Genomic DNA, 12,897 nt, shown 5'->3' on the forward strand with positions numbered 1-12,897 from the left:
ATCTTATTTAATTATTGCTTGATCTTATTTAAACCTAAACCTAATTTCATCACGAGTAGATATCATTAGTATATTTGCAAAAATAATTATGATGAAAGATCAATTTTTCCAATATATACAAGATCTTCAAAAGAAGATTATTGCTCAGTTAGAAGCAGTAGATGGTAAAGCAAAATTTATAAAAGACGAATGGCATCGCGAAGAAGGAGGTGGAGGTCTTTCTTGTGTTTTAACTGACGGAGCTGTTTTTGAGAAAGCTGGTGTTAATATCTCGAAAGTTTATGGAGAATTACCAGAAACAATGCAAAAAGCGCTAAATGTTTCATCAGGTAAATTTTTTGCTTGTGGATTGAGTTTGGTTATTCATCCAACAAGTCCACATATTCCAACAACACATGCTAATTGGAGATATTTCGAAATGTATGATCAAGATGGAAATGTTGTAGATCAATGGTTTGGCGGAGGTCAAGATTTGACACCTTATTATTTAGATGAAAATGATGTTATTCATTGGCATTCGGTTTGTAAAAAAAGTTGTGATGCACATAATGATTTATTTTATCCTAAATATAAACAAGAATGTGATAAATACTTTTGGAATACGCATCGCGAAGAAGCAAGAGGAGTGGGTGGTTTGTTTTTTGACTACTTAAAACCAACCGAAGAAATGCCTGTTGAAAAATGGTATGATTTTGTGACGGAAGTCGGAAATTCTTTTTTAGAAGCTTATTTGCCAATTGTTGAAAAACATAAGTATGACGAATATACTGCCGCTCAAAAAGAGTGGCAAGAAATAAGGAGAGGTCGTTATGTTGAATTTAATTTAATTCATGACAGAGGTACTTTGTTTGGCTTAAAAACAAATGGTAGAATTGAATCTATTTTAATGAGTTTACCGAAACACGTACAATGGCATTATAATCATCAGCCTGAAACAGATTCACCAGAAGCTAAATTACTTGATGTATTAATGCATCCAAAAGAATGGATTTAATCTTTTAGACTATACAAAGCCTGAACAAATTTGTTCAGGCTTTTCATTTAATCTTCTCTTGAGCCGTCATCAGCCATTCGGACCATTTTTGGTGTAAATATCGCCACAACATCAACTAAATCTTGTTGAGCAGCCATTACTTCGTGAATATCTTTGTATGCCATTGGGGCTTCGTCTTTTCCACCGCCAATTAATGTAATTCCAAAATCGTTTAAATAATCATTTATCTTGTGTTGAGACAATGATTTTATCGCTTGTGTTCTGCTCATTTGTCGACCAGCTCCATGCGAAGCCGAATGAATCGAATTTTCTTCACCTTTTCCTCGAACCAAAAATCCTGGCGCAGTCATCGAACCTGGAATAATTCCCATCACATCTTTAGCAGCTGGTGTAGCACCTTTTCGATGCACAATTACTTCTTCATCATTGTGAATTTCTTTCCAAGCAAAATTATGATGATTTTCTACTTTCGCTAAAACTTCAGCACCAATTGATTTTGCGATTTTTTGATGAATAATTTCGTGACAAGCCGAAGCATATTCACCCGCTAAATTCATCGAAATCCAGTATTCTTGACCTTCTGCAGAATCCAAATCCAAATAAGCTAAATTTTGTGCTTTATACGGAAGTTTACAAATTTCTTTAGCGATTTTAGTGTAATATCCAGCAATAGTAGCACCGAAGCCTCTCGATCCAGAATGTGTTAATAAAGCTAAATACGAATCTTTTTTGATGTTTAATTTCTCATCATCTTCTTTGAAATCGATCAAACCAAATTCTACAAAGTGGTTTCCACCACCAGAAGAACCTAATTGCGACCACGCTTTGTCTTTTAAATTCTGAATAAAAGTATTCGTTTCAAATTTTGTGTCATCCAAAACCTGATGTTCTGCTTTGTATTGACCATGAAATCCATGGCCTGCACCAAATTTTGTGTTTTTTATCAACGTTTCTTTTAACGAATCGTGATGTTCAAAATAATGAGAAGCTGGTAAATCATAAATTGATAAAGCCATTCTACAACCAATATCAACACCGACACCATAAGGAATAATCGCATTTTTTGTCGCTAAAACACCACCAATTGGTAAACCGTATCCTTGATGCGCATCTGGCATCAAAGCACCTGCAACAGTTACAGGTAATTTCATGGCCACTTTCATTTGTTCTAATGCACCATCTTCAATATTTTCTGCACCATAAATGTTGAAATCGTTAGGATTTTCTTTCAATTCAATTAAGTTTTCATCTTGTTTTGGCGAATGAATTCCATCAATAAAACCTTTTGCCAATGTTTTAAAAACTTTATCTTCTAAGAAATCTTGTGGCGAAGATAAAACTTGCACATATTTATCAAGCATTTCTGCTTTTGTGTAACCATTTCTTTTTTTGTTGATTTTTAAGGCGATTCCTAATATTTCATTTTCAGGATAACCCAAGGCAATCAAATCATTTCCGTTAATTGGTTTATTATCTATTTTTTGTGACATTTTAATCTAAATTTAAACGTTTTTTTTATGTTTCGAATACTATTTCGAGAACATAGTTTTTAATTCATTTAATACATTTGATCCACCAGAAATTGAGATTTCTCCAACTTTATCAGCTATTTTTTCAATGTATTCCATTTCTTTTAATTTCCATAAAGTTTCATTTTCTTCCATTAATTTTGCTGTGTTTAACAAGCTTCTTGTCGAAGCAGTTTCTTCACGGCGTGTAATCGAATTGGCTTGTGCTGTTTTTTCGGCAATCAAAACGCGGTTCATAATTTCTCTTATTTCTCCTGGAAGAATAATATCTTTCATCCCTGCGTTGATTAATTTTAGACCAATTTTTTCAAATTGAGTTTCATATTTTTGAATAATATAATTCGTTACCGAATTTTTATCCGACATCAAATCATCAAAATTCATATTGCCAATAAATTCTCTCAATCCCAATTGAATCGCTTGATAAATCATTTTCTCGAAATCCTTGTTCGATTGAAAAGCGTTTATCAAATCTGTGATTTGGTAGTCTACCATAAAATTGATTCGCAATTGTGCTTTATCTTTTGTCAAAATTTCTTGTCCAGAAATTTCAATTGTTTGCGGACGCATATCATAAGAAACCATCGAAATTTTGACTTCGTTGTTATAAAATTTATAATCGCCAGCTTTAAAAACCGAGTCAAATTCATTGTCTTTAAACAAAATTCCTTCATGATAAGTTGGAATTGAAATAATACGAATCGCACCAGCTTTTCTTAAAATATCAATTTCTCTTTTTGTTAAATTCTTAATTTCGTCAGTAGAATTCAAATCAAATTTTACAGCTTTTAATTGAGTTGAATTTTTCCAAATCATCACATTTTTATTGTAAAACGAATCATAGATTTGATTGTTTTTGTAAATAATCAATACCTCATTATGCAACACTTCTATAAAATCTACCATTTCTTTCAATATTTCATTTTCCATAAACATTGCCTGGTATTTTTCATCAATTATTTCGTTGATGTTTAGTTTTTCGATGTTTTTATTGAAGAAAATCCAATAATTTCCTCTTGTGTAAATTTTTTCTACTTCTTTATTTTTGATATAGATTCCAATTTCTTGGTTGTTAATTGCTAATTTTTTCATTTTATTATTTTTATAGGTTTTTATTATTTTTTCAAACCGTCATTTCGAGTGAAATTGTGAAACAATTTTGTATCGAGAAAAAGGATTGAATAATTCTCTATTCTCGATATAATTTTCTTTTTCTTTCGAAACGAAAACCACTCGAACTGACGAATTATTGTCATTCTGATTTCTATGACAAAACCAAGTTATTTTTATAAATATTTTGATTTTTAATTAGTGCATAAATCCGATGAATAATTTTATTTCTAACAGCATTTAAAACAGACATTTTATTTTTCCCTCCTTCTACCTTTCGATGATAATAAATAGCCAAGTCATTGTCTAAACGAATAGCACTCATTGCAGCTAAATGCAATAGTTTCTTCAAATCTTTATCAGCCATTGATGAAACTTTCGGTTTTCGCCTTATGGAAGTTCCAGATTGAAAATCAAATGGAGCTATTCCAGCATAGCAAGCCATTTGTCTTGGCGTATTTATGGTTGTAAAACCATCCGTTTTAATCAACATATTAAATGCTAAAACTTTTCCTACACCAGGAATTGATTGTATTCTTTTATAATGGTTATAAAGCTGTTCATCATTACAAATTAATTGATAGATTCTATCTTCGATCTCATTAATTTGTTTAGTTAATACATCGATTAGCTTAGTGTTTAAACGTAAAACAGCTTTGTCAACAATTGATTTTAAAAATAATTCATCTTTTGCTTGAGCTAGTAATCCAGCTCTTATTTTAACGCGATGTTTTCTTTCAGCATTCAATAATTTAATTTTTTCAATCACTTGAGAATTAGGTTTCCACTCTTGAAGATCCATATGGTTTTTCAGTAAAAATACAGCAATGCGTTCACTGTCAATTTTATCATTTTTACCTCTAACGAGCCCCATACTTTTTTTCAAATGCAAAGGATTAATCACATAAACAGTAAAAGAATAGTTGACTAAAACGCTGTAAAGAATAGCGTTAAATCGACCTGTATTCTCCATTCCAATCAGAATTTCTTGTTTTTTATCAAACTGTTTGAAAAAATCTTTTATTGCTTTTTCAGTATTAGAAATGTTCTCAAAACGATTCTCTTTATTTACTTGAATACAGATGTCTAAAGTTAATTTACTCACATCAATTCCGATAACAATTTTTTCCATAAATTTGAATTTAATGAGAAGAGAAACTTATCAATAACTCGATTCCTTACTAATGGGTTTTAAGCCCGAATTTCTATTTGAGAATTTGATAAGAAAGAGTTGAGTCTTAATCAGAATATGAGATTATATAGCTCTGAGCCTGTCATAGTTTACTCAAACTCTATTCTCTTCTTTTTTTATTACAATTTAAGATTTTCAAATCTAAAGGAGCTTATCGAAGAATCTGGTCTTTTTTACTAATTAAAAAAGCTAAATCATTTTCCTTTTTTAAAACGGAATTTGAAGTTTGAGCAGCTTGTTTTGATGTCTTATTTTTAAACTTGTTTCAAATCATTTTGACTTGATGTTTTGTTTAAAAACTTTAAAATCAATCATCAACTAAAGTTTCAAATTCAGGTTTTAAGCAAGTTTTTGATCTTATTTCAAATTCATTTCTACGAAATAAATTCTCTATTCGAAAAGAAAACTTTTTAGCTTTTTTGTTTTCAATGTTGCCCTTTCGGGCGATGAACAGATTTAAAGTCTGTATGAATTGCTCTACCCACTGAGCTATTTCAGTTTCCTGAAAGTAGGATTCGAACCTACGACCCATCCACTGGAGATTTTAATTATTCAGAATAGAAGTGATGAAACATTTTCTACTACAATGCTATACTGAAACATTTGTCAAGGAACAATTAAAATCATTTGGTTGTTAAACCTTTGACAAAGTTGGAGTAGAAGTACGCACGAGAATTGCGTAATAAAATATTTTTTCAAAATAATTTGTAAATAATGATAAATAGAGGGTTTTATATTGAAAATATTTTGAATAAAAGTTGAAATAAAAATTTCTACGCAAATAGATTGCGTACTTTGATTTGAAATTTGTAGTATTGAACAAAGAAATCAACCATGGCAACTAATAAAATTGCATTAATACGCTACCAAACGATTGATAAATGTTTGCAAAATCATTATAGAAAGTGGACTTTAGATGATTTGATTGAAAAAGTTTCGGAAGCTTTATACGAATATGAAGGAATAACGTCTGGAGTTTCGAAACGAACGATACAAGGTGACTTACAAGTGATGCGTAGTGATAAATTGGGCTATAACGCGCCAATTGTTGTTAGAGAAAAAAAGTTTTATGAATATGAAGATCGAGAGTATTCGATTCATAATTCACCAGTTTCGTCTGCAGATTTGGATAAAATGAAAGAAGTGATTTCGGTGATGAAACAATTGAATGGTTTTAATTATTTTGATGATATGAATGAGATTATTACGCGTCTCGAAAATAATTTATCCAAGCAAACTCATCAACAACCAAATTATATTCAGTTCGAAGAAAATCCTTTATTAAAAGGTTTAGAACATTTGAATCGGTTGTATCAAGCAATTGTCAAGAAACAACCTTTGTTGATTTCGTATCAATCGTTCAAAGCAAAAATTCAAGAACCAAAACAACAAGTTTATTATCCGTATTTGTTAAAAGAATATCGCAATCGTTGGTTTTTATTGGCTAAATCGAGAAAAGACATGAAGTTGTATACTTTGGCTTTGGATAGGATTGTTGAGTTTTATGAATTGGCCAATGAGCCGTTTATTGATGAGTTAGAAATTGATTTTGATACGTATTATAATAATGTGATTGGTGTGACAAAAAACGTGAAAGAAAGGGAGCAACGAGTTATTTTTCGGGTTAATAAAAAATTGGCGCCTTATGTCGTGACAAAACCTATTCATGCATCGCAAAAAACATTGGAGATTACAGATGAAGGAACGTTGTTTTCGATAGAAGTGGTGCATAATTTTGAGTTAGAACGAGAAATTTTAGGCTTTGGTGAAGAAATTGAAATTCTTGCTCCGAGATTAGTAAAAAAGAGAATTAAAACTCGATTAGATAAAGCGTATAATCAATACAAAAAATAAAAGCTGTCTCAGATAAGACAGCTTTTTATATGTAATAATGTGTAAAATTAATCGCCCATCAATCCTCCAACTAAAGAGTTGACAAAAGCTAAAATAATTCCGAATAATAAGGCGTACCAAAATCCGTCAACATGAAAACTATCTCCCATAATTGCGCTCGCTAACAATATAATTATAGCCGTAATTACAAATGAGAATAATCCTAATGTTAAGATTGTTATAGGTAAGCTAATAAATTGTAGCAAAGGTTTTATAAAAGCATTTAAAAGACCTATAACAATTGCAACAATTATTGCAGATCCGTATCCTTTGATACTTACTCCAGGTAAAATGTTAGCAAGTCCAAAGACAACTAATGCTGATACCAAAAGATTAATAATAAAGCCCATAAATTTATTTTTTTTAGATTAATATGTTAGTTTAAAATCAAAAGACTTGCCAAATTGTTAAAAAAATTAATAAAAAATACAAAAAAAGCTCAGAACGTGCTGAGCTTTAGTATTATTGTATTGAAAAATGTTATAATTTTTCGAAAAGATATTTCATGTTAACTTCTTTATCAATAATTTGTGCTAAATCATCAACAGAAACACGTTTTTGTTCCATTGTATCACGGAAACGTAATGTAACAGAATTATCGTTTAATGAATCATGATCAACAGTGATACAGAAAGGTGTACCAATTGCATCCATACGACGGTAACGTTTTCCAATAGAATCTTTTTCTTCGTAAATTACATTGTAATCTAAACGTAATTTTTTCACGATTTGTTCTGCAAATTCTGGTAAACCATCTTTCTTAACTAATGGTAAAATAGCCGCTTTGATTGGTGCTAAAGCTGGTGGTAAAGCTAAAACTGTACGTTCTGATCCATCTTCTAATATTTCTTCTTTTAAAGAGTTTGAGAAAACTGCTAAGAACATACGATCCAAACCAACAGAAGTTTCTACAACATAAGGTGTGTACGATTCATTTGTTTCGTTATCGAAATATTGAATTTTTTTACCTGAATGTTGTTCGTGCGCTTTCAAATCGAAATCTGTTCGCGAGTGAATTCCTTCTAATTCTTTGAATCCGAATGGGAATTTGAACTCAATATCAGCAGCAGCGTTTGCGTAATGCGCTAATTTTTCGTGGTCGTGGAAACGGTAATTATCATTTCCTAATCCTAAAGTTTGGTGCCATTTTAAGCGAGTTTCTTTCCATTTTTCGTACCAATCTAATTCTGTTCCTGGTTTTACGAAAAATTGCATTTCCATTTGTTCAAACTCACGCTGACGGAAAATAAACTGACGTGCAACAATCTCATTACGGAAAGCTTTACCAATTTGAGCAATTCCGAAAGGTAATTTCATACGTCCAGATTTTTGTACGTTCAAGTAATTTAAGAAAATACCTTGAGCTGTTTCTGGGCGTAAATATAAATCCATTGCTTGATCTGCTGTAGCTCCTAATTTTGTACCGAACATCAAGTTGAATTGACGTACTTCTGTCCAATTTTTAGAACCTGTTACAGGATCAGCAATTTCTAATTCTTCAATCAAAGCTTTTACATCGTCCAAATCTTCGTTTTCCAAAGATTTACCCATGCGTGCTAAAATAGTGTTGATTTGATTTTGGTATTCTACAACACGAGGATTTGTCGCAACAAATTGATCTTTATCAAAAGCATCACCGAAACGTTTTGCAGCTTTAGCTACTTCTTTTTCGATTTTACCTTCGATTTTAGCACAATGATCTTCAATTAAAACATCGGCACGGTAACGTTTTTTAGAGTCTTTGTTATCAATCAAAGGATCATTAAACGCATCAACGTGACCTGAAGCTTTCCAAGTAGTAGGATGCATAAAAATAGCAGAATCAATGCCGACAATGTTTTCGTGCATTTGTACCATTGCTTTCCACCAATATTGTTTGATGTTATTTTTTAGCTCAGCTCCGTTTTGACCATAATCGTAAACGGCTGATAATCCATCATAAATCTCACTCGATTGAAAAATGAAACCATATTCTTTCGCATGAGAAACTACTTTCTTGAAAATATCTTCTGACATAATTAATTGTGTGTTCTTATTTAAAGTGCAATTTTAGTGAATTTTGATGAGTTTTTAGGTATGAATTGATAAAATCAAATAGAGAAAGGTTATTATTAAGAAATTTATGTAAGAAAAGTTGTATGGTTAAGAAGGAAACTCTATAAATAAATCAGAAAATGATATAAATTTTCTATTCTCTGTATTTCAAAATTTTGTTTATTTTTGTTCGACATGAAAATGCAACATTACATAAAATACGTTTTGTCAATAATTTTGATTTTTTCAAATCTTAGTTATGCATTTTCTATGCATTTTTGTCAAGGAGAGATGGAGCAAGTGAAGTTGAATCATCTTGATAATAATTCGTGCGAGATGGAAATGACAACTTCATGTTGTCCTCCGAAATCAGAATCAAATCACTGTGAGATTCCACAAGGAGAAACAGAAGAAGATGATGATTGTTGCAAGGATATTTCATATTCGGATAAATTTGTAGAAAAACAAACAGTTAAAATTCAGAAGCTTTTTCCGATAAGTTTTATTGCTTCAGAAATTCTTCAAATTAAAATTTCGATTCAGAATGAAGAGGTTAACAATCAGTCAAGTTTTCTTGATTTTTATGTTGCATCAAATGCGCCTCCATATTATATACTCAATTCTCAATTAACGTTTTACGAAGGCTAATAACCGTTTTATTTCGATTAAAAACTAATCAGAAAGCAATACGTTATTACTTGAATATTAAAGTACTTGATTAAATCAAAATCAGCAAGTACATAATAATAAATAGGCATTTAGCCTTAAATCGTAAAAATGAAAAAAATATTCACTTCAGTATTAATACTAAGTGTTGCGTTAACTTACGCACAATCTACTTTAAAAGGAAAAATAACAGATCAAAATCAGCAAGCAATTGTTGGAGCAGAAGTATTCTGGGAATCGACAGATATTGCTGTACTCACAGATGAAAACGGAAATTTTGAGATCGAGAATTATCAACCAACATCAGTTTTAGGAGTTTTTTATGAGAATGAAACAACTACTTTCAAAGAGTTAAAAGACGAGTTTATAACTATTACAATCAATGTAAAAAATCATTTTGGCGATACGTCTTTAAATGAAGTTGTGTTACGAGATACAAGTAGTTCACTTAAAAAATCGAAGTTTGCAACCAATATGACGACAATGTCAAGCAAAGAATTGTTGAAAGCCGCTTGTTGTAATTTGGCCGAATCTTTCGAAACAAATCCTTCCATTGATGTCAATTTTTCGGATGCGGTAACAGGAAATAAACAAATCAAAATGTTGGGATTAACATCACCGTATATTTTGATTGCGGAAGAAAATATTCCAAATGTTCGTGGAGCATCACAAGCTTTCGGACTTGGATTTACACCTGGAACTTGGGTAGAAAGTATTCAGGTTACAAAAGGTGCGGGAACGGTGATTAATGGGTACGAAAGTATTTCTGGGCAGATTAATACAGAATTAATAAAACCTGCTGACGATATTCCATTGTTTGTCAATTTGTATGGTTCATCAGATTCTCGTTTCGAAGGGAATGTACATTTAAATAAAAAATTAAATGATAAATGGAGTTCTTCATTGTTTTTGCATGGAAACGCACGTTTATCTAAAAATGATATGAACGATGATGGATTTTTAGACAATCCACTTGGTCATCAAGTAAATGTGATGAATCGTTGGCAGTATCAAAACTTAGAAAAAGGTTGGGTTGGATTCTTTTCTGCACGATATCTGAATGATCAAAAGCAAGCTGGACAGTTAGATTTTGATAAAAAACGCGACAAGTTGACAACTAATTATTGGGGATCAGAAATCAATACAAATCGTGTTGATGTTTCATCAAAAATAGGATATGTTTTTCCAGAAATGCCTTATCAAAGTATGGGATTGCAAACAGCGTTTAGTTACCATAAACAAGATTCTTATTTTGGACTGAATCAATATGATATCGAACAACAGAGCTTTTATGCTAATTATATTTTTAGTTCGATTATTAGCAATACCAAAAATAAATTCTCTACAGGAGCGAGTTTTACGTACGATAAATTCAAAGAATTTGTAGCGCTTCCGACAGATGCGAATTATGATCGAATTGATAATTCAGCAGGAGCATTCTTCGAATATACCTTTGATAATATGAAGAATTTCAATATGATTGTAGGGCTTCGTGCAGATTATCACAATCGAATGGGTTTCTTTTTGACGCCACGTTTGCATACACGCTATACACCTGCAAAAGGAACAACCATAAAAGCTTCTGTTGGTCGAGGAAAACGCATGAATAATATTTTTGCAGAAAATCAAAATTTGTTTGCTTCATCAAGACAATTTAATATTATTGGAGATGGAGGAGAGATCTATGGTTTAGATCCAGAAATAGCTTGGAATTATGGTTTTTCTGTAACGCAAGAGTTTAAATTATTTGGAAAAAACGCAGATATTACAGCAGATTTTTATCGAACAGATTTCGAAAATCAAATTGTAACCGATATTGATTATTCAGCTCGTCAGGTTCGTTTTTATAATTTAGAAGGCGATTCGTATGCAAATTCTTTTCAGTTTGATTTTAATTATAATCCATTTACACATTTCAAAATAAGAGCATCATACAAATATTATGATATCGCAACGGATTATGAAAAAGGTAAATTAGGACGTCCTTTGCAAGCAAAACATCGTTTCTTTACGAATTTAGAATATGAAACGCATGAAAAAAATGGAAAAAATTGGCGTTTTGATATTACTTATAATTGGATAGGAAAACAACGTTTACCAAATACATTGGACAATTTGCCAGAAAATCAATTGAACGAGTATTCGAATCCATTCGGAACAATGAATTTTCAGATTACAAGAGTTTTTTCAAAACGATTTGAAGTGTATGTAGGAGGGGAAAATGTAACAAATTATCAACAAAAACGTGTCATTTTAGGAGCTGATAATCCTTTTGGTTCAAATTTCGATAGTTCGATAGTTTATGCACCAGTTTTTGGACAAATGTATTACGCTGGATTAAGATTTAATTTAAAATAAAAATCATTAAAAATTATATAAAAATGAAAAAATTATTAGCATTTGCTTTGGTTGCGACTTTAGGAATTAGCGCACAAGCACAAAATAAAAATGCAAAGCATGATTTACATGTAAAAGGAAATTGTGGTCAATGTAAAGAACGTATAGAGAAAGCGGCTTATGCAGTGAAAGGTGTTAAAATAGCCACTTGGGACGAAGATACACATAACTTGCATATTGTTCTGAATGAGACAAAAAATAAGGTTGATGCGGTAGAAAATGCAGTAGTTGCAGTTGGGCATGATACGAATGAGAAACGTGCAGATGATAAGGTTTACGAAAATTTACACTCTTGTTGTTTATACGAACGCGAGGAGGCTGAAGGAGAGCATTACACCGAAGCTAATCCTAAAAAAGATGAGGATCATTCAAAACATCAACATTAATTTTATTTTTATGGAATATGAAAAAAAGACATCAATTTTGATGTCTTTTTTTTGTTTTCAGCAATTAAGTTAATTTCTTAAAGTTTAATTAATATTAACACTTTATCTTTGCAGTCCTTCTCTTTTTTTTAAGAGATTTTAACAATAAAATCACAACAAGTCATGATCGGACAGATTGTAGAAATACCATACGAATCGTTAGTTTATCAGAAAGAAAAGCCTGTTTTTTTATCGAAAGAGGAAGAACTTTTTTGGAGAGTTGAACAAAGGCGATATTCACTTTTTGATGGATTTATTGTTGGTGAACATAATGGAGTAGAAGGATTTGAAATTGGTCAACGAAAAGGTTTGAATGTAAGTGGAAAAAAATTGCCTGTCTATGTGATTGGAATTGATGAACATGAAAATAGGCTTTTTGTAGGTCAAGGAAAAGATCATCCCGGATTATTTTGTGATGTATTCCTTTTTACTGATCAAAATATTAATTGGTTAACGCAATCAATTGACGAAGAAGAAATAGATGTTGAAGTTACTTCATCTATTTTGAGAGAAAAGAAAGAAGCAAAGTTTTATCAATTTGGTGAGAAATATTTTTTGGAATTTAATATTCAAATTCCATTAATCTTGAAAAATTATACAATAGAACTTTCTTGTAACAAAACAAACTTTATAAAATTAAATAAATAATTACTTTAA

Annotated in this window: 11 protein-coding genes; 6 read left to right on the top strand and 5 right to left on the bottom strand. The window is 31.2% G+C overall.

All coding sequences use genetic code 11. From position 1 onward, the window contains the following. The first annotated feature begins 91 nt into the window (after positions 1 to 91). A complete protein-coding gene (hemF, locus tag IF125_RS04375) occupies positions 92 to 994 on the top strand; it encodes an oxygen-dependent coproporphyrinogen oxidase (RefSeq protein ID WP_225541649.1) in 903 nt (300 codons plus the stop codon). Positions 995 to 1,041: 47 nt separating this feature from the next. On the opposite strand, the gene IF125_RS04380 is transcribed toward hemF, so the two are convergent. From IF125_RS04380 to IF125_RS04390, 3 genes are all read right to left on the bottom strand, one after another. Continuing rightward, positions 1,042 to 2,484 carry an RtcB family protein gene (locus IF125_RS04380; RefSeq protein WP_225541650.1) on the bottom strand — a complete coding sequence of 481 codons (1,443 nt, stop codon included), beginning with the start codon at positions 2,482 to 2,484 and terminating at the stop codon, positions 1,042 to 1,044. Between the two features lie 39 nt (positions 2,485 to 2,523). Beyond that, complete coding sequence (locus IF125_RS04385) at positions 2,524 to 3,615, bottom strand: slipin family protein (protein WP_225541651.1); 1,092 nt, start codon at positions 3,613 to 3,615, stop codon at positions 2,524 to 2,526. A gap of 172 nt (positions 3,616 to 3,787) precedes the next feature. After that, positions 3,788 to 4,765 carry an IS110 family RNA-guided transposase gene (locus IF125_RS04390; protein ID WP_225541652.1) on the bottom strand — a complete coding sequence of 326 codons (978 nt, stop codon included), beginning with the start codon at positions 4,763 to 4,765 and terminating at the stop codon, positions 3,788 to 3,790. Positions 4,766 to 5,659: 894 nt separating this feature from the next. Between IF125_RS04390 and IF125_RS04395 the strand changes: the two genes are divergently transcribed. After that, positions 5,660 to 6,679: a helix-turn-helix transcriptional regulator gene (locus IF125_RS04395; protein ID WP_225541653.1), complete on the top strand. Its 1,020-nt coding sequence runs from the start codon at positions 5,660 to 5,662 to the stop codon at positions 6,677 to 6,679. A gap of 47 nt (positions 6,680 to 6,726) precedes the next feature. Here the strand turns inward: IF125_RS04395 and IF125_RS04400 are convergent, their stop codons facing one another. After that, a complete protein-coding gene (locus IF125_RS04400) occupies positions 6,727 to 7,068 on the bottom strand; it encodes a phage holin family protein (protein ID WP_225539317.1) in 342 nt (113 codons plus the stop codon). Positions 7,069 to 7,198: 130 nt separating this feature from the next. Further along, a complete protein-coding gene (locus IF125_RS04405; protein ID WP_225541654.1) occupies positions 7,199 to 8,734 on the bottom strand; it encodes a glycine--tRNA ligase in 1,536 nt (511 codons plus the stop codon). Between the two features lie 219 nt (positions 8,735 to 8,953). On the opposite strand from IF125_RS04405, the gene IF125_RS04410 reads away from it, so the two are divergent. The 4 genes from IF125_RS04410 to IF125_RS04425 all read left to right on the top strand — a co-directional run bounded on the left by IF125_RS04410 (position 8,954) and on the right by IF125_RS04425 (position 12,888). Next, positions 8,954 to 9,400, top strand: coding sequence for an HYC_CC_PP family protein (locus IF125_RS04410; protein ID WP_284583959.1), 447 nt, complete (start codon positions 8,954 to 8,956; stop codon positions 9,398 to 9,400). Positions 9,401 to 9,529: 129 nt separating this feature from the next. After that, complete coding sequence (locus IF125_RS04415) at positions 9,530 to 11,776, top strand: TonB-dependent receptor (protein WP_225541656.1); 2,247 nt, start codon at positions 9,530 to 9,532, stop codon at positions 11,774 to 11,776. Between the two features lie 23 nt (positions 11,777 to 11,799). Further along, on the top strand, positions 11,800 to 12,201 hold the full coding sequence (locus IF125_RS04420; protein ID WP_225541657.1) for a heavy-metal-associated domain-containing protein: 402 nt from the start codon (positions 11,800 to 11,802) through the stop codon (positions 12,199 to 12,201). A 162-nt stretch (positions 12,202 to 12,363) separates the two neighbouring features. Beyond that, a complete protein-coding gene (locus tag IF125_RS04425; RefSeq protein ID WP_225541658.1) occupies positions 12,364 to 12,888 on the top strand; it encodes a tRNA methyl transferase PRC-barrel domain-containing protein in 525 nt (174 codons plus the stop codon). The last annotated feature ends 9 nt before the right edge of the window (positions 12,889 to 12,897 follow it).

The sequence above is a fragment of the Empedobacter stercoris genome (assembly GCF_020281205.1).
Lineage (GTDB): Bacteria > Bacteroidota > Bacteroidia > Flavobacteriales > Weeksellaceae > Empedobacter > Empedobacter stercoris.